This window comes from Bartonella sp. AP21QHHD, assembly GCF_042196205.1.
Taxonomy (GTDB): domain Bacteria; phylum Pseudomonadota; class Alphaproteobacteria; order Rhizobiales; family Rhizobiaceae; genus Bartonella.
This window is the reverse complement of sequence record NZ_JBHIPT010000011.1, coordinates 39,297-58,413: the sequence shown is the minus strand read 5'-3', so window position 1 is coordinate 58,413 and position 19,117 is coordinate 39,297. Positions and strand designations below refer to the sequence as shown.

Here is a 19,117-nt window from a genome sequence, read left to right as displayed (position 1 = left end):
AAAAGCGTAAGGTTTAAATACCATTCGGCAAATAATGCTGAATGACTTTTTTAGCATCTTGTTCACACAAAACCATTGTTCCACGTGCATCGCGAATAAATTTATTCGAACGCTTAATCATGCCGTGGCGCTTACCGGCAGCTGCTACTTTAATTTTGCCTGACGCAGTGATTTTAAACCGCTTTTTAGCGGATGATTTGGTCTTCATCTTGGGCATTTTGCTACTCCGTACATTAATTTATTCAATCAAACATTTTATTCACTCAAGCGGACCAACGCTTGAACAAGCATTTAAACAGCCACGGCATGCCCTGCCGGGCGGCTCTTAAAGACGTTTTCATAAGCTAGTATACACAAAATAGCAAGACCGTATTACAAAAAAATCGGCGCTCCATTGCCGTGAAGCTCAACCAAAGGTGCTGGAATTGCATTTGTTTTGATGGCTGCTTTACATAAATCGGCAATAATGCATTGCGTACATTGTGGTTTACGGGCTTGACAAATATAGCGACCATGTAAAATCAGCCAATGATGCGCATGGCGAATATAATGAACCGGTATAATCTTTAATAATTTTTTCTCAACAATTTCTGGTGTTTTTCCAGGCGCCAAACCAAGACGATTGCTTAAGCGAAAAATATGTGTATCTACTGCCAATGTAGGCTGACCAAAAGCAACATTCAAGACCACATTAGCCGTTTTGCGCCCCACTCCAGGAAGGGCCATGAGTGCTTCACGCGTATCGGGTACTTGACCGCCATAATAATCAATTAAACAGTTGCAAAGCGCATAAACATTACGTGCTTTTGCACGCCAAAGGCCAATTGAACGGATATGATTTGCTATTTCTTCTTCCCCTAATGCAACCATTTTTTCCGGTTGATCAGCAAGGCAAAATAATTCTTTTGTCGCTTTATTAACGCTTACATCTGTCGCTTGAGCCGAAAGCACAACGGCAACTAAAAGTGTAAAAGTATTTATGTAGTTAAGATCACTCTTAGGTGTTGGGCGTTGCACAGAAAAACGGCGAAATATTTCCGCAATTTCATCTTTATTATACAATATACTAGATAAATTTCGCACCTTTGATAATTTTATGTTACTTTGAGGCATTGAACTCTCTTAAATCTTCTCTCTTGAAGTTATCATTCACGCTCGCCATATGAGAGGAGTGCAGCGAACACTTTTATAGAGTTTGGTCAAGTAAAGCCGTTTTAAAGAGGATACTCATGAATGACACATGTGACGCCTTTCTCCAATCCTTTTCTTTTAGGGTTTGAAACCGTAGAAAAAATATTGCAACGTATCGGTAAAGCTGATGAGGCTTACCCAGCCTATAATATTGAACGTTTGCATAAAAGTGATGATGCAAATCATATCCGGATAACTTTGGCTGTTGCTGGATTTAAGATTAACCATCTTAATATTTTACTCGATGATAATCAATTGGTTATTCATGGTAAACAAACAGACAACCAAAATCATCAATATTTATATCGCGGTATAGCTGCGCGACAATTCCAGCGAACCTTTGTTCTCGCGGAAGGGATGCATGTTACAAATGCAGAGTTGAAAAATGGTCTTTTATCAATTAATCTGTATCAACCAAAATTAAAAAAAGAAATAAAACAGATTCCAATTAAAGTCAGTAGTGGTGAGTCATAAAAGTTAAGGCGTAAAGGAACAGTGAAATGGGAGAACACAAACAAAACTTGTCGTTTCAGAACACATCCTACTCTGATGCGGGACAGATTGCCTATTTAAAAAAAGTTTGTACAGATGATCTGGCTAAAAACTTTCCAGATCTTCCACCAATGACCCCAGGCATTACGATATGGGCTCTCTTTGGTGAAACAGGTTATCCTATCATTTTATCCGATGAGCGTTCTATCGCCCTTGCTGGAGCCAATGAGCATGAACTACAAATTGTAACTCTGCACTAGATTACCTTACGAGAAAAAGCTGTACTCTTTATAAATTCTATCTGTTTTTTCGTAAAGGGTGTAATGTGAGTTATAATTAGATTAAGTATTGATTTATATTCATAATTAATTTTTTACAACTGGAATGAGAGTCCCGAATATCGTAAGGTTCTCTCATTTGAGATCTTCTTATATTGAAACAATTAAAGTCACTTGCTTGATGTCATAAGCAGGGAGAGCCATGTGGATAAAAACACTTGAAGAAAGGAATAAAAATATCTCTTTTTAATTGTCTCAATTACCAAGGACGTTCACGATATGGGGATAAAAAAATGTATGATGGTGTCAGTTTTCTTCTTCATAAGTGTGAAGATGTCCCTTATAGATTTATATTATTCACGGGGGCTGTTATACCATTCATAGGCGCTATCGTGAAATGGGCTCGAGTGCATTGAAAGATGTCTCTTTAAAATGAGTATAAAGGCTATACAAGTGTATTTTGTTTGGTGTGTTTTGTTCTTCCTGAGGGGAGTAGCTCTATTGAAGAGTGTAAAAACAAAAGCATGAGATAATGCGTCATCATTATTTAAAAGATATTTTTATGAATGCGTTTGAAAGGTGTAAAGCTGAATTATAAGGAGATGATAGATTTTTATCACGATTTCTTTATATTCTTTCCAATTCCAGAAATTACGCAAACAGATAGATGCAATATGCTAACCAAATCTGGCATACAAAAATCTGGAACAGTTCGTGTTATACTGAAGCGTTTTGATATTTATCTCAAACGTGGACTTGCACAGGGATTAGATGTTGACTAACAGGTAATAAAAAACAAAGGCTTTATGAAAAAGTTTATGCAGAGCTTTTAATTTTGTGCTTCAAATGCCGCAGTACAAGGTATTTTTCTCTTTTGAATATTAAAGCTCTTGTTTTTATAATGAAGTTACAGCACAACAAGCAAAATGGAATTATTTGAGGGGAAAAAAATAATGCCTTCTTACCGTTCAAGAATATCAACCCACGGGCGTAATATGGCAGGAGCCCGCGGACTTTGGCGTGCAACAGGGATGAAAGATACTGATTTTGGTAAACCCATTATTGCGATTGCGAATTCTTTTACACAATTTGTACCAGGGCATGTTCATTTAAAAGATCTTGGGCAATTAGTCGCACAACAGATAGCAGTTGCCGGTGGTGTTGCGAAAGAATTTAATACCATTGCTGTAGATGATGGAATTGCGATGGGGCACGATGGAATGCTCTATTCGTTGCCCTCACGTGAAATCATTGCTGATTCTGTAGAGTATATGGTTAATGCACACTGTGCAGATGCACTTGTTTGTATTTCTAATTGTGACAAAATTACACCTGGTATGTTAATGGCTGCTTTACGGTTGAATATTCCGACAATCTTTGTTTCAGGCGGTCCTATGGAAGCAGGTAAGATTAAATGGAAGGATCAAGATCTAACGGTTGATTTGGTCGATGCCATGGTTGCAGCAGCTTCAGAACAAAATTCAGAAGAAGAAGTTGCTGAAATGGAGCGTGCTGCTTGTCCTACATGTGGTTCTTGTTCAGGAATGTTTACGGCCAATTCTATGAATTGCTTAACGGAAGCATTGGGGCTTTCTCTTCCCGGAAATGGATCAATGTTAGCAACACATGCAGATCGACGAATGCTTTTTGAAGAAGCTGGAAAACAGATTGTTGCATTGGTTAAACGTTATTATGAAGAAGATGATGAAACAGTTTTGCCGCGCTCTATTGCTTCACGCAAGGCTTTTGAAAATGCAATGACCGTTGATATTGCCATGGGGGGATCAACCAATACAGTACTGCATCTTTTAGCTGCAGCGCAAGAAGGTGAGGTGGATTTTACCATGACGGATATTGATCATCTTTCACGTTGTGTTCCTGTTTTATGTAAGGTTGCTCCTGCTGTTGCAAATGTACATATGGAAGATGTTCATCGCGCTGGTGGTATTATGGGGCTTTTAGGTGAACTGGATGCGGCAGGACTCATTGATACATCAACTTATACGGTTCACGCAAAAACAATGAAAGAAGCTCTTTACCGCTGGGATGTAAAGCAAACTAATGAGCCAACAGTTCATGCATTTTATCGTGCCGCTCCAGGTGGTATTCCAACACAGACAGCTTTTAGTCAATCTTGTCGCTATGAGACCCTTGACCTTGATCGTGAAAAAGGTGTGATTCGCGATAGGGAACACGCATATTCACAAGATGGAGGATTGGCAGTTCTTTATGGGAATCTTGCAAAAGATGGCTGCATTGTAAAAACAGCAGGCGTTGATCAATCAATTTTAACTTTTAAAGGTCCGGCAAGAATTTTTGAAAGCCAAGATTCAGCTGTTTCAGCTATATTAACTGATAAGATTAAAACAGGTGAAATTGTTTTAATCCGTTATGAAGGCCCACGTGGTGGACCTGGAATGCAAGAAATGCTTTATCCAACGAGTTATCTCAAATCTAAAGGATTAGGCAAGGTTTGTGCACTTGTTACAGATGGACGTTTTTCAGGGGGAAGTTCAGGGCTCTCAATAGGACATATTTCACCAGAAGCTGCTGAAGGAGGAGAAATTGCGTTGGTGGAAGAGGGGGATATCATAGAAATTGATATTCCAAATCGTAGAATTCATATGTTGGTGGATGACGTTGAGATGAAGCAGCGCCGTTCTAAGATGGAAGCAAAAGGAAAAGGCGCTTGGCAACCGATTGAGAAGCGTCAGCGTAAAGTTTCAAAGGCTCTCAAAGCCTATGCAGCGATGACCACATCTGCTGCAAAGGGTGCAGTACGTAATATTTGATGAGTTGAATAGAGATAGTGCTCTGATTTTTTGCATCTTTTGCACGATATTCTAAGCTAATTATTTTATGAGTTTATGAACTTATCAGAATATTTCGAGTCATGATGAGTATGATTAAAAAGCTATCAATACAACTAAAAACTGCGGTAGATTGCTTATTTTAGCAGCTATGTAAGACAGATACAGTATAATTACTTTTCATATCATATTCCAATCTTATATGAGATTATGATTTCTTATTACTCATAATTTATGAAAGATATTTATTGTACTGGTGGCATTATCTTGTTGTACCGTAAAAACACTGTCATTTAGAGCTGTGATATACGGCATCTTCCTTAAATATTAAGTGTGTTTTTAGTGTGTGGTGAATATTCTTAGACTTGTTTGTAAAGCTTTGAGTTTAAGAGAAGCACATGATTAGGAAGTCAAGGAAAATCCGTTAGAAGCTGGACTATTTGCAGACTTTATTCGAATGAAAATCCTTATCCATTAAGGTGTGGGAAGGAGTTGAAGGATGTTTATGAAAATAAAGTACAGCTGTGATATATCTGATTATATGTTTCATATGAAAACAGTAAAAGAGCTCTTTATAACTTAAAATGTGAAGAAAATACGAGACCCATTATCTATGAATTTATTATGCAAAATGGGATGGCATTCCAACACCAACAGCTTTAAACTAGAAATGTTGCTATGATAACAATAATATCGATCGTGAAAAAGCATAATTCACTAAATATGGCGTATTTGCAAGGTGGAGGAGATTTCATGACAATCTTTACAAAAAACGACTATCTTGTAAAAATAGTCGATCTTGACCAATTTTTTGTATAAGAGCCAATATTAATCTAAGGGAATATGAAATATAATGCATAGGGTTTTGCCTATAGGCAATTACACTTATCAAAATATATTATGTAGAAAAGCGATGGGAATACGATAAATAACTGTTTATGCTGTGGTATATCAAAAATGGTTACGTTATCTCCTATTAAGAAGGTTTTTTAATAAAAAATAACATCTGTTTTCTATAAAGGGTTACTCTTTTCAAGCTGTTTGAGGTGGTAAATTGCTTCTAAAGCTTGTTTAGGAGAGAGTTCATCGGGATGAATATTTTTTAAAGCTTCGTGAAGTATACAATGTTTGTTTTTTGCTTCATTGACGGGAGATGTTGCTTTAAGAGAAAAGAGTGGTAAATCATCAATGAGTTTATGTCCTTTTCCAGCCATTTCGCCTTGTTCTAATTGATGGAGTACATCTGTTGCTCGTGTAATAACGGCTGGGGGAAGTCCAGCAAGCTTTGCGACTTGTACACCATAGGAACGGTCAGCGGCTCCTGGTGTGACCTCATGAAGAAAAACTACATCACCATCCCAATTTTTGACTTTCATGGTTACATTATGCAGTCTGTCAAGTTTTTCGGTAAGTGCAGTCATTTCATGAAAATGGGTAGCAAGAATAGCACGACAATGGTTAACTTCATGGAGATATTCAACAGCAGCCCAAGCAATAGAAAGTCCATCAAAGGTTGATGTTCCACGTCCTATTTCATCAAGAATAACAAGGGAATGGTGGCTAGCATGATTGAGAATCGTTGCTGTTTCAACCATTTCCATCATAAAGGTTGAGCGCCCTCGTGCAAGATCATCGGAAGCCCCAACGCGACTAAATAGGCGATCAACGACACCAATATGTGCTGAAGTTGCTGGAACGAAGGACCCCATTTGCGCCATAATAGCAATAAGAGCATTTTGCCGCAAAAAAGTTGATTTTCCTCCCATATTAGGCCCTGTCAACAGCCAGATTGCTGCATATTGCTGATTTTCTTGCACAGAGAGATCACAATTATTGGCAATAAAAGGTTCTGCTGCTTGTTTGCGGAGTGCTTGCTCAACGACAGGATGGCGTCCTGCTGTAATGCGAAAGGTAAGTGAAAGATCAATTTTAGGGCGGCAATATCCTTGTTCTTCAGCAAGATATGCTAAAGCGACAGAGACATCTAAAATAGCAAGTGCTTCAGAGGCTTTACGAATAAAATCAACTTGTTTGGTAATTTCATGAACGAGAATATCAAAAATCTCTAGTTCAAGTGTCAATGCGTGATTGGCAGCATGGGCAATACGGCTTTCAAGGTCAGCGAGCTCTGTTGTCGTAAAACGCATAGCGTTTGCCATTGTTTGCCGATGAATAAAACGTGCTTTAGCTTGTGGATTATTTGTAAGGGAAGATGCTTGTGTGCTGGTTACTTCAATGAAATAACCTAGAATATTATTATGCTTTATTTTAAGCGTCTTAATATCTGTTTCTTGGGCATATTGCGCTTGAAGTTCAGCAATGACACGGCGAGATTCATCACGTAAAGCACGCATTTCATCGAGCTCTTTATGATAATTAGAACGAATAAAACCACCATCACGTTTAAGGAGTGGGAGATCATCAGCTAATGCCTGTTCTAAATGAAAGTATAACGCTGTGGGTAATTTTGAGAACACCTGTTGTACATCACTTATTTCTTGAGGCAGAAGCTCATTATCAAGAAGTTGATGCAATTCACGAATGATTTCAAAGCCACGCTGGATTGTCGCCATATCACGGGGACCTCCTCGTCCAAGAGCCAAACGTGAAACGGCGCGGGGCATATCTGGTCCCCCCTTTAAAATAAGCTTTATCGCTTCTGCAAGAGAAGGATTACGTAGAAAAAAATCGATAGAATCCAAACGCGTATCAATAGCTGAAGGAGTTGTGAGGGGAGCAATAAGGCGGTCAATAAGAAGGCGTGATCCTCCTCCTGTTACAGTGCGATCAATAGCTTTTAATAAACTTCCATCCCGTTGACCTGATGTCGTACGAATAAGTTCAAGGCTTAGTCTGGTTGCAGCATCAATAAAAAGAGTTGCACTTTCATTTTGGCGCTCAGGCTGCATGAGGGGAGGGCGATGCGTGATTTGTGTTTTTTCGATATAACGAATAGCAGCTACAATTGCAGAGAGTTCACAGCGTGAATAATCGGCAACGCCTTCAAGAGTTGAGAGTTTAAAATAATTGCAAATATCGCGTTCAGCGGTGAGTGCATCAAAGAGACAAGCAGGTTGAGGTGAAACGATACGATCAAGAACACTAAAAAGTGACTTGTGAGATTTATCATGAAAAAATGAATCAGAAACAATGATTTCTTGTGGATCCACACGCATAATATCTGCTAAAAGTTTTTCTTGGCGGCTCTCTGTTACACGAAATATGCCTGTTGAGATATCAATCCAAGAAAGAGCAAATTCCTCTCCATCGCTAGTTTTTATACGGGAAAGTGTCATCAAATAATTTGCGCGTGTTGGATCAAGGAGTTTTTCTTCTGTTATTGTTCCAGGTGTTACAAGACGAACAACATCACGCCGAACAACAGATTTTGAGCCACGTTTTTTTGCTTCAGCAGGATCTTCTATTTGTTCACAAACAGCAACTCGGTAACCACAAGCAATCAGTTTTTGTAAATAATCATCTGCAGCATGAACGGGAACACCACACATAGGAATATCTTGTCCTAAATGTTTTCCGCGTGCTGTGAGTGTGATTCCTAAAGCCTGAGCAGCTTCAATCGCATCATTAAAAAATAATTCATAAAAATCCCCCATTCGGTAAAAGAGAAGGGAATCATGATGGACGGCTTTGATTTCTATGTACTGCTCCATCATAGGTGTAAGACGTTCTTGAGAGGAAGCAGATGGGGAGGCAGGCTGTGGAATTAAATTATTTTTATGATTGTTTTTTTTATCCATTTGTACGAGGCCTGTTTCCTTTAAGTGAAGTTTTTACTCTTTTTTGTTTACTTCAATATCTATTTATCTCTAAATTGCAACGCATCATCAGATTTGCTAAGGCAAGAATAGCGATTTCTAATATATGAATCAAATTTAATGACTATACGCATTATCAAGCAAAATTTACACTGTTTTTGGAGAAAATAAAGTGAGATGAAAAAGAGCGAGCAGGATCAGAAAATGTCTCAAACTGTTTACAGTGCGAGCGAAAGAGAAGCTCTAGATTTTCATAGTCGTGGTCGACCAGGAAAGCTTGAGATTATTGCAACAAAGTCTATGGCAACACAGCATGATTTAGCACTTGCTTATTCACCAGGTGTTGCCGTTCCAGTTAAGGCAATTGCTCAAAATCCAGCGCTAGCTTATGATTATACAGCAAAAGGTAATCTTGTTGCTGTTATTTCAAATGGAACCGCTATTTTAGGGTTAGGCAATTTAGGTGCACTTGCCTCTAAGCCGGTCATGGAAGGCAAAGCAGTGCTGTTTAAGCGTTTTGCGGATATTGATTCCATTGATTTAGAAATTGATATAAATGATACGGAAAGTTTTATCAATTTGGTGCGTCATTTAGAACCTTCTTTTGGTGGAATCAATCTTGAAGACATTAAGGCACCTGAGTGCTTTATGATTGAAAGCCGCCTACGCGAGGTGATGAATATTCCTGTTTTTCACGATGATCAACATGGTACAGCGATTATTGTTGCTGCGGGTGTTCTCAATGCTTTGACTTTAACAGGGCGCGATATGCAAAATACGCGGTTAGTCTGTAATGGTGCTGGTTCTGCAGGGATTGCTTGTATTGAATTGATTAAAGCGATGGGCTTTCGTTCCGAAAATATCATATTATGTGACACAAAGGGTGTGGTCTATGAAGGCCGCAAAGAGGGAATGAATCAGTGGAAATCTGCGCATGCTATTCAAACAGATAAACGTACGCTTATGGAAGCAATGGAAGGTGCAGATATATTTTTTGGGGTCTCTGCTAAAGGTGCTCTTACTCCTGAAATGGTAAGATCCATGGCACCCCAGCCGATCATTTTTGCTATGGCTAATCCCGATCCAGAAATTACGCCGGAAGAGGTTATGCAAGTGCGTCATGATGCCATTGTCGCAACAGGACGTTCCGATTATCCAAATCAGATTAATAATGTTCTTTGTTTTCCTTATATATTTCGTGGTGCGCTTGATGTGCGTGCAAGAGTTATTAATGAAGACATGAAGATTGCTGCGGCAAAGGCTCTTGCTAATTTAACGCATGAAGAAGTGCCTGACAGCGTTGCAGAAGCTTATTATGGAAAGCGATTAAAGTTTGGTCCTAACTATATCATCCCTGTTCCTTTTGATCCGCGTTTATTTACGGTTGTTTCAATAGCGGTAGCAAAAGCAGCAATGGAAAGCGGTGTTGCGCAAAAGAACATAGATGATTTAGAGGCCTATGAGCGCGATTTGAATGCGAGACGTGATCCTACTTCCTCGATGATGCGTAGGGTTTATAACCATGTTCGTCAAGCGCCAAAACAAATTGTATTTGCAGAAGGTGAAGAAGAGCAAGTTATGCGGGCAGCTGTTTCCTATGTTCATCAAAAATTGGGACAAGCAATTTTGGTTGGTCGTGAAGAGCAAGTAAGAGAAGCGGCTGTTATCGCTGGAATTGATCTGGAGCGTGAAGGTATTTCTATTATGAATGCTAAGCTTTCTTGCCATACAGATGCTTATGCGAATTATCTTTATAAAAAAATGCAGCGTCAAGGTTGGCTGTTGCGTGATTGTCATCGTCGTATCAATAATGATCGCAATTATTTTGCTGCGTGTATGGTGGCACTAGGAGATGCTGATGCGATGGTTACAGGGGTGACACGCAATTATGAAACAGCGTTGATCGATATACGTCGTGCAATTGATGAAAAACCAAAAGAACGATTGATTGGTATTTCAATGGCTATTTGCCGTGGACGAATTGTGTTTATTACGGATACAGCCGTTTATGAAAATCCTAATGCTGAAGAACTTGCAGATATAGCTGAACAAGCAGCTTCATTTGTGCGAGGATTTGGATATCAACCACGGGTAGCATTTTTAGCATTTTCTACATTTGGTTATATGAAAGGGAAGACGACGCAGCAAATTCAGGATGCGATTAATATTTTACATGAACGCAAAGTTGATTTTGAGTTTGATGGAGAAATGAGTGCTGATGTGGCACTCAATTCCAAATTGATGCAGCAATATCCATTTATGGGATTAACGGAGCCTGCTAACATTTTGGTTATGCCTGGATATCACGCATCTTCCATTGCAAGCAAAATGTTACAAGAACTCGGTGAAGCAACTATCATTGGTCCTATTTTAATTGGATTGGAAAAATCTGTCCAAATTGTACCGTTTAGTGGGAGCGATACAGATGTTGTCAATATTGCAATGCTTGCGGCTTATCATGCCGCAAAAGTCGTCTAAAGGAAAAAAGCCCCTAATATACCAATAATATATCAAGGGGCTTTTTGATAGCAAAAAAATAAATTTTTTAAGAGGGCTGTATTTGATTGTCTTTTTGCTCTTCAGAAAGACGCTTTTGGAAGAGTGCTGCAAAATCAATAGGATCAATCCACAAAGGTGGAAAACCACCACTTTGAGTAGCATCAGATATAATTTGGCGAGCAAATGGAAATAAAAGACGGGGACATTCAATAAAGACCAGTGGCATAACATGTTCTTGTGGAATGTTTTTAAGGTGAAAAACACCACCGTAAATAAGTTCTACATGAAATAAGGTTTCAGTTTCATCATTGGCTTTGACGGAGAGAGACAAAACGACATCATAATTGTCATCACCAATTGGGTTAGCATTGACGTTAATATTGATATCAATTTGTGGTGATTTTTCACGTGCACGTAATGAACGAGGAGCACCAGGGTTTTCGAATGATAAATCTTTTAAATATTGAGTTAATACAGCAAAAACCGGCTCTCCACCACTGTTATTCATTTCATCTTCGGCCATACGACAAACCTCTTCCATTATAATATGTATATTTATTTTAGATCTAAAGACCAGATTGGTTATCACGCCTTGCAAAAGGTTGCAAGAAATGCGCTCTTTATCTTGAATATTTTTTTAGTTTGTTACAGATTTTTTAGGCATTTCAATGGTTATCATCATTTTTGCGCCATGGAGATTCTGTCGTATCATGAATTGTGTAATCTTCTGCTTTTAGATCAATTATTTTTTCAGAGTCATTTTTTCTTTTAGTATTGGGATTCATTTTGTTTTTTAATGATGCAAAGAAATGCCAAGCAACAGAGCGAATTGGTTTAATAAGAAGTAATATTCCCAAAAGGTCAGTTACAAAGCCGGGAAGAATAAGTAAAATTGCACTAAACATGATGAAAGCATCATTAATAATATTATTCTCTAATGTGCGTCCTTGGATAAGTTCATTTTGTATATTTTTTAAGAGGCTAATCCCTTGAATTCGCAATAAAACAACCCCAACTATGGTTGTGAGAATAACCAAGCTCAAGGTTGCCAAAATACCAATTTCTTGACCAACAAAGATAAAACCAGCAATCTCGATTAAAAGAATGCAAAGAAAGATAACAACAAAAAAACGAGGATTTATAGAATAAAGTTTTATCACATGAAAGTTTCCTTCTAGATGAGTAGGGGGAGAAATTCTTAAGAGAACTCCGTTTAAATACAAAATCTATAAAAATATTTGAATGATAAGATTCCTTATTTTACATATTTATTGATAAATGGTATTGACTGCAATGTTTATTAGAGACTTAAGCTTTGGAGATTGACAGCGCCTATGGAATTTGACGTTATACTTGTCATAGCTCTTGTTGTTATGGTTGTTATTTTTGTGCAACTCCGTAATGTATTAGGGAAACGAATTGGGTTTGAAAAGCCACCCTTTGATCCTTATTCACGACGTTCTAAAAAACAAGTTGAAGCAGAAACGGCTGATAATATTGTTTCGTTCCCTCATCAGAAAAATTCACAAAAAGACGACTTTAGTGAAATTGATAAAATTTCACCGGAGGGGAGTGTTTTGAATAAAAATTTGCGGGAATTTCATAGAATTGATCCTCATTTTTCTCCTCAACTTTTTATAAAAGGTGCACAAATTGCGTATGAAATGATTGTAACAGCTTTTGCCAAAGGTGATCGCAATCAACTTAAAAGCTTGCTTTGTCAGGATGTTTTTGAGAGCTTTTGTATGGCTATTGAGCAACGAGAAAAAAATAAAGAAAGAATAGAATTCACTTTTGTTGGAATTAATAAGGCCGAATTTGTTGCGGCGGCAATACAAGAAAAAGATGAACTTTTAACGATACGTATTGTCAGTGAGATGATTTCTGTTACTTATAATGAACAGGGCGAGCGTATAGACGGTGATCCTGATGCTATTGTAGAAATCAGGGATATTTGGACTTTTGTTCGCAATAGTTTATCGTCAGATCCCAACTGGAAGCTTTTTGCTACAGAAAATGAAAATTAAAATACTTTTTGTTTTTCTTCCATAAGCATTCAATGATTTATGAGAAATTAAAATGTCCTCAAGTAAATGGAGACAAAAAAGAGATTTATTGGCTTCACAAGATCGTCTTTTATGGGAGATGGTTTGTCGTACGATAACACCGCTTCACGGTAAGATGCTCTCTTCTGCTTCAGAAACTATTGCAAATATTAATGATAAAAAACAGCCTGTAACTCAAATCTCCTCATTGTCTCAGGAAAATCAACAACCCTCGACAATTATTAAAAGAGAAAAGAGGTCAGTTACACAAGCACAAAAGATTCATTTCTTTGATCATGTTGCATATCGTAAAATTTCCCAAGGTCGTTGTCCTCTTGAGGCGCGTCTTGATCTCCATGGTTATATACAGGAAGAAGCTTATTTTTTCTTAAAAAAATTTCTACAGTCCTCTCAGCAGAGAGGATTGCGTTATGTCCTTGTGATTACAGGAAAAGGACGATCCGTTGGGAGCGATGGAGCTTTGTATAGATTTGTTCCGTATTGGTTATCAACACCAGCTTTTCGATATTATGTCCACGCGTTTGAGCAAGCAGCGCGTCAGCATGGCGGAGAAGGTGCGCTTTATGTTTGGTTGCGCCGTTTTGTGTCGGGAGAAGGAAAGTGATGTTATTGTGGTCGCTCTAGATTTTATATTTATTTATACTTATAATTTATTGTTTTTGTATATTTCGTAAGAGCCTTGAATACAATATTCCCTTCTTTATAATTTTTTATAAAAAATTATAAAGATATTATTTTACATTCTACGTATTGCTTCACGCTTTTGTTTATCGCATTCTTTAACGGGGCACATCCCTCACGCAAAACAGAATGATATTGAATTGCATATATTCACAGGCTTGTTTTAAAGAAACATCTCTCAACGCTCCCAAGCTTATTTTGCGACGGCATTCGTGAAGAGTATAATGATAAATCCATGAAGCACCCCCTATCTTTATACTTAATAAAAGGGCAATCTGGCATCATCATACACTTTGCCATCTCCCAATGTTGCAACAACCCTTTAAGTCCTTGGCACTTGAAAGCATTTATAAGAGGCATGCTTTTCTTTAAGTGTTTTTAACTCTCTACAGTTCTCATCTCGCTCGTGACGCCCAAACAAAAGATTTTGATTGTTTCAATATAAGAGGACTTAAAATGAGAGAGATATAAATGGATCTCATTCAGGTTGCAAAGCGATAAATTATTTTTATAAACCACAGCATTACTCTATATAAATACACGAAGAATAAAAACATGAGAAATTGAGAAACTAGCTTATTCAAAAGATGTCACTATGGATAGTGTTAAAAGCAGTACAACTAAATTAAAGAAAATTGTGAAAATAAACAGGAATATAACTTTACAACACACAGCTGCGCAATAGCACCAAAAGATACAGTTTCGTTGAATAGTTTCATGAAGAAATTTTTTCATTTATTAAAAGCTCCATTAAATTTCTTTCTCATAATAATTCGATAATTAAAATTTAATAGCGAAGCGCAGAAGGCGTAGAATACGAGATTCAATTGAGGATATTACACTCTTATCCGACGTCTTTCAGATATTGGTTGAAATGCTAGCTTAGCATGAAAGGCACAATAGGGGCTATTTTCATCAGAATCTGCACCACAAAAATGAAAATCTGCTGATAATGGATCGCCAACCGGCCATCTACATGTATTTTCACTCAATTGTAGAAGATTAAGTTGACGTGATATAGGCACAACTACATTGGATTTTGTGGACATATCAACTTCTTTTACATCTTCCACTACAAATTCTGTCTTTAAAGCGGTTTCTTCAATACTTACAGATGATGTGTTTATTGGCGATACCGTGGATGTGTTGCGACGCACACGTGGAGATGATGGGCTGCTACTTCCCACGGGAGTTTTTTGCGCACGCGTGCTTCCTTGTGCTGTCTTACCACGTCCTGGTAACTTTAATCGATGTACTTTGCCGATGACTGCATTTCTGCTGACCCCACCTAATTGAGCAGCAATTTGACTTGCACTTAACCCTTCACTCCAAAGCTTTTTAAGAAGCTCAACGCGTTCACATGTCCAACCCATACCAGCACTCCATTCCGATTACGTCACTAAGATGCTCTCCCCCGTTGCATCTTCAAATGTTTAAATAATGTTTTCATTACGCTGAATGAAAGAACTTTACACTCTACGTGAGCATAAAAAAATCATCCAACCTGTGGATTTACAAATCAAAACACATCATCTTGCTTATTATATTGTAAATTACAATATGCACTCACTCTATGACAAGAGTCTTTACCTCTTAAAGAGTTTATTTAGAATGTTTTCCCCAACTTGCAAATCAATCATAGGTTAAACTTTCACTTTTGTTTAAGGCTTTTTCCCAAAATGCTTATTTGTAGAACCTTCATTGACTTTTTTTCAATTGGTGTAATGATCTATTCTATAGGTGTAATCACTAATCGTAATGAAATGTTGAAAGCACCGTAACGAAATATACCATGCTGTTTTATTTGTAGTGTTGCTTTGTATATATATATATATTGAAAAGACTAAAATATAAAGGGAATTATGATGGATGCCGTCTCTATACAACCACTTTATGAATGCTTCGCAAGACGAAATTTGCATTTTGAACAAGGGCATGGTGTATGGCTTATTTCCGATAAAGGAGAACATTATCTTGATTTCACATCTGGTATTGCTGTTAACGCATTAGGGTATTCACATCCAAAATTGATTGATACGCTCAAAATACAAGCTGAAAAACTTTGGCATATTTCTAATATTTTTCAATCTCCTGAACAGGCATCTTTTGCCACGCGGCTTTGTGCAAATAGTTTTGCGGATAAGGTTTTTTTCTGCAATTCAGGTACTGAAGCATTGGAGTGCGCATTCAAAACGGCACGCCATTATTACTATGCTGCTGGTCATTCAGAACGCATTGAAATAATTACTTTTGAAGGGGCATTTCATGGACGTACACTTGCTGCACTTGCTGCGACTGGGCATGAAAAATATCTTGAAGGCTTTGGACCTAAAGCTGGTGGATTTATTCAAGTACCTTTTTGTGATGAAGTCGCTTTGCGTAACGCTATTAATAAAAATACCGCCGCTATTCTTATTGAACCTATTCAAGGAGAAGGAGGAATACGAACGGTCCCTCATGAATATTTAAGATTTTTGCGCAAAATATGCGATGATAATGGTCTGTTATTGATTTTAGATGAAGTCCAAACGGGTATAGGACGAACAGGAAAGCTTTTTGCTTATGAATGGAGTGATATCACGCCTGATATTCTTACCCTCGCAAAAGGATTAGGAGGGGGATTTCCATTAGGTGCTTGCCTTGCAACGGATAAAGTTGCAAAAAGCATGACACTTGGGACACATGGCTCAACCTTTGGAGGAAATCTTCTTGGAATGGCTGTAGGAAATAGTGTTCTTGATGTTTTGTTAGAGCCAAGTTTTCTTAACCATGTTCAGCGTATGGGGGATAAACTAAAAAGTGGACTTTTGCACATTCTCAATATCTATCCTGATATTATCTGCGCAGTTCAGGGGATGGGGCTTATGTTGGGTATTCAGTGTATTGTACCTTCAAATCTTGTCGTTAATGCTTTGGAAAATGAATATCTCTTAAGCGTTGCAGCCAACAACAACGTTGTGCGCTTATTGCCTCCTCTTATCATTAGGGAAGAAGAAATAGATGAAAGTTTACATCGTATTGAAAAAGCAATAGCGTATCTTTCACAAGTAAACAAAGAAAGACAAATATCACACACATGACAAATGCTCTTCGTCATTTCACGGACTTATCCATTTTAACGCCAGCAATAGCACGTGCACTGATCGATTATGCAAAGATCCTTAAAGCATCTTTTAAAGCAGGAAAAGGTTCAAAACCTTTTATAGGTAAAACACTTGCGATGATTTTTGAAAAACCATCCACACGAACCCGTATTTCATTCGATATCAGTATGCGCCAGCTTGGCGGAGATACAATCATGCTCACGGGTTCAGAGATGCAACTTGGTCATAGTGAAACCATAGCTGATACGGCGCGCGTTTTATCCCGTTTTGTGGATATTGTGATATTGCGAACAACGAAACACCAACGTATGCTCGAATTGGCACAATATGCACAAATTCCTGTCATTAATGCCCTTACAGATGATACACATCCTTGCCAAATTCTAGCAGATATCTTAACCTATGAGGAACATAGAGGGCCAATTGCTGGCAAAATATTTGCGTGGATGGGGGATGGTAATAATGTGCTTCATTCCTTAATTGAAGCTGCAGCTCTTTTTGGTTTTCATTTGCGTATTGCCACACCAAAGGGCAGTGAACCACAGGAACAATTTGTACATTGGGCACGTGAGCGGGGAGCACATCTTATGCTAACCCATGATCCCCAAAAAGCGGCTCAAGATGCTGATTGTATTATGACCGATACATGGGTCTCCATGGGACAAGAATTTCGTGCTCGCAGTCGTTCTACTTTTCAGCCTTATCAAGTCAATGAATCTCTCATGAAATTAGCAAAATCTGATGCTCTTTTTATGCATTGTCTTCCTGCTCATCGCGGTGAAGAAGTTGTTGATTCTGTGATTGATGGACCGCACTCCGTTGTTTTCGATGAGGCTGAAAATCGTCTTCATGTTCAAAAAGCAATTCTTTCTTGGTGTTTACAAGATGCGTTTTTCTCTCCACAATAGCCTCCCTACAACAAATTATATAAAAAAGGCAAAGCTATGAGTGAACAAGCTAAAGATGAAGCCTCTCCCAACAACAACTTCTTGCATGAAGATGATAGTGTTATTCCCTTTCAAGTTGAAGAACTTGATATCCGTGGACGTGCCGTACAACTTGGGGAAACTTTAAATTCTATTCTTAACAGACATCAATACCCTGAACCGGTTTCTTATCTTCTAGCAGAAGCTTTACTTTTAACGGTTCTGTTTGGAACTTCTCTAAAACTTACGGGAAAATTTATTTTACAAACTCATTCCGATGGACCAGTTAATATGTTGGTGTGCGATTTTTTGCCTCCTTCAAGTTTACGTGGATACGCTCGTTTTGATAAAGAACAGCTTAAACAAGCCATAGACAATGGTCAAACCTCTTCAGAAACACTTTTAGGAAAAGGCACTTTAGCTTTCACAATTGATCAAGGTCCCCATATGCAACCCTATCAAGGGATAGTTGCATTAGATGGATCAAATTTACAAGAAGCTTCTCGTATTTATTTTGATCAATCAGAACAAATTCCTACCGATATCCGTCTGGCTGTTGCTATATTAATTAATCGTGACCAACAAGGAAAACAGCAGAAAAGCTGGCGAGCTGGAGGTATTTTGATCCAACTTTTACCCCAAGAATCGTCTCATCATAAAATAGATGCCCCTCATCAAAAGCGAGAAGAAACGAAAACTCATACCCAATTGGATAACCAATGGCAGGAAGCTAAAATACTCATGGCAACGATTGAAAGTTCAGAATTAACAGATCCCCAAGTCGGTAGTAAACAGCTCTTGTTCCGTCTTTTTCATGAACAAGGTATTAGAGTTTTTAACCCTTTTTCTCTTGTCGATCAATGTTCTTGTTCACACGAAAAAATTAAAGGAATCCTAGAAGGCTTTTCTATTGATGAACGCAATAAAATGGTTAAAAATAAATATATTTCAGTCACATGTGAATTTTGCTCAAAAACATATTGTTTTACACCGCAAGAATTTTTAGAAGAAAAAACATAATCAAATATTTTTCATAAAAAATGATGATTGCAACAAAAGCCTATTTTATTTGCGTCATAAAAGTTTACGCATAAGCTCATATGAACTTCTAGAATATTTTTTGTCTTAGAGTTTTTTAATGTATACGAGTGATTTTTCTGTTGAGATCAGTAATTACGTTATAGAGTGCTTAAAAAAGAGTTCTCTGTAAAATATATTTTCTCCTCTCGAAAAAGCTTCTTTTATACTTTTTACATCTCAAAAGTTTATTTCTTACAATGAATTCTTTTATAAT

The 19,117-nt window shown here is 37.8% G+C and carries 15 protein-coding genes; 9 read left to right on the top strand and 6 right to left on the bottom strand.

What is annotated here, in order from left to right; all coding sequences use genetic code 11:
* Positions 1-13: 13 nt before the first annotated feature.
* Together rpmI and nth are read right to left on the bottom strand one after the other, a co-directional pair.
* A complete protein-coding gene (gene rpmI / locus ACFIMC_RS00645; protein WP_183193590.1) occupies positions 14-217 on the bottom strand; it encodes a 50S ribosomal protein L35 in 204 nt (67 codons plus the stop codon).
* 155 nt (positions 218-372) lie between these two features.
* Positions 373-1,113, bottom strand: a complete 741-nt coding sequence (gene nth, locus ACFIMC_RS00640) for an endonuclease III (protein WP_375611411.1) — start codon at positions 1,111-1,113, stop codon at positions 373-375.
* A gap of 120 nt (positions 1,114-1,233) precedes the next feature.
* On the opposite strand from nth, the gene ACFIMC_RS00635 reads away from it, so the two are divergent.
* The 3 genes from ACFIMC_RS00635 (at position 1,234) to ilvD (ending at position 4,753) form a co-directional block, all read left to right on the top strand.
* Positions 1,234-1,665: an Hsp20 family protein gene (locus ACFIMC_RS00635; RefSeq protein ID WP_375612819.1), complete on the top strand. Its 432-nt coding sequence runs from the start codon at positions 1,234-1,236 to the stop codon at positions 1,663-1,665.
* Between the two features lie 26 nt (positions 1,666-1,691).
* A complete protein-coding gene (locus ACFIMC_RS00630; RefSeq protein ID WP_012754519.1) occupies positions 1,692-1,943 on the top strand; it encodes a DUF1150 domain-containing protein in 252 nt (83 codons plus the stop codon).
* Positions 1,944-2,914: 971 nt separating this feature from the next.
* Positions 2,915-4,753 (top strand): dihydroxy-acid dehydratase, encoded by a 1,839-nt coding sequence (gene ilvD, locus ACFIMC_RS00625; RefSeq protein WP_375611414.1) that lies wholly within the window; start codon positions 2,915-2,917, stop codon positions 4,751-4,753.
* A gap of 1,031 nt (positions 4,754-5,784) precedes the next feature.
* Here the strand turns inward: ilvD and mutS are convergent.
* Entirely contained in the window at positions 5,785-8,529 is a 2,745-nt protein-coding gene (gene mutS / locus ACFIMC_RS00620; RefSeq protein ID WP_375680929.1) for a DNA mismatch repair protein MutS, read from the bottom strand.
* Between the two features lie 195 nt (positions 8,530-8,724).
* On the opposite strand from mutS, the gene ACFIMC_RS00615 reads away from it, so the two are divergent.
* Positions 8,725-11,025 (top strand): NADP-dependent malic enzyme, encoded by a 2,301-nt coding sequence (locus tag ACFIMC_RS00615; protein ID WP_375671733.1) that lies wholly within the window; start codon positions 8,725-8,727, stop codon positions 11,023-11,025.
* A gap of 67 nt (positions 11,026-11,092) precedes the next feature.
* Here ACFIMC_RS00615 and secB read toward each other — a convergent pair whose 3' ends face one another.
* Both secB and ACFIMC_RS00605 read right to left on the bottom strand, forming a co-directional pair.
* Complete coding sequence (gene secB / locus ACFIMC_RS00610; RefSeq protein WP_375611417.1) at positions 11,093-11,569, bottom strand: protein-export chaperone SecB; 477 nt, start codon at positions 11,567-11,569, stop codon at positions 11,093-11,095.
* Between the two features lie 142 nt (positions 11,570-11,711).
* On the bottom strand, positions 11,712-12,206 hold the full coding sequence (locus tag ACFIMC_RS00605) for an FxsA family protein (protein WP_375612822.1): 495 nt from the start codon (positions 12,204-12,206) through the stop codon (positions 11,712-11,714).
* A 174-nt stretch (positions 12,207-12,380) separates the two neighbouring features.
* On the opposite strand from ACFIMC_RS00605, the gene ACFIMC_RS00600 reads away from it, so the two are divergent.
* The gene (locus ACFIMC_RS00600; protein WP_375612823.1) at positions 12,381-13,073 is read left to right on the top strand and encodes a Tim44/TimA family putative adaptor protein; all 693 of its coding nucleotides are present in this window, start codon (positions 12,381-12,383) and stop codon (positions 13,071-13,073) included.
* A gap of 52 nt (positions 13,074-13,125) precedes the next feature.
* Positions 13,126-13,716 (top strand): Smr/MutS family protein, encoded by a 591-nt coding sequence (locus ACFIMC_RS00595; protein ID WP_375612824.1) that lies wholly within the window; start codon positions 13,126-13,128, stop codon positions 13,714-13,716.
* A 913-nt stretch (positions 13,717-14,629) separates the two neighbouring features.
* On the opposite strand, the gene ACFIMC_RS00590 is transcribed toward ACFIMC_RS00595, so the two are convergent.
* Positions 14,630-15,166, bottom strand: coding sequence for a GcrA family cell cycle regulator (locus ACFIMC_RS00590; RefSeq protein WP_375617530.1), 537 nt, complete (start codon positions 15,164-15,166; stop codon positions 14,630-14,632).
* 492 nt (positions 15,167-15,658) lie between these two features.
* Between ACFIMC_RS00590 and ACFIMC_RS00585 the strand changes: the two genes are divergently transcribed.
* The 3 genes from ACFIMC_RS00585 to ACFIMC_RS00575 are packed head-to-tail and all read left to right on the top strand — an operon-like array spanning position 15,659 to position 18,843.
* Positions 15,659-16,873 carry an aspartate aminotransferase family protein gene (locus ACFIMC_RS00585; RefSeq protein ID WP_375671742.1) on the top strand — a complete coding sequence of 405 codons (1,215 nt, stop codon included), beginning with the start codon at positions 15,659-15,661 and terminating at the stop codon, positions 16,871-16,873.
* Positions 16,870-17,805, top strand: a complete 936-nt coding sequence (argF, locus tag ACFIMC_RS00580; protein ID WP_375671734.1) for an ornithine carbamoyltransferase — start codon at positions 16,870-16,872, stop codon at positions 17,803-17,805. The genes ACFIMC_RS00585 and argF overlap by 4 nt, the downstream gene beginning before the upstream one ends.
* A gap of 36 nt (positions 17,806-17,841) precedes the next feature.
* On the top strand, positions 17,842-18,843 hold the full coding sequence (locus ACFIMC_RS00575) for an Hsp33 family molecular chaperone (protein WP_375671735.1): 1,002 nt from the start codon (positions 17,842-17,844) through the stop codon (positions 18,841-18,843).
* Positions 18,844-19,117: the final 274 nt, after the last annotated feature.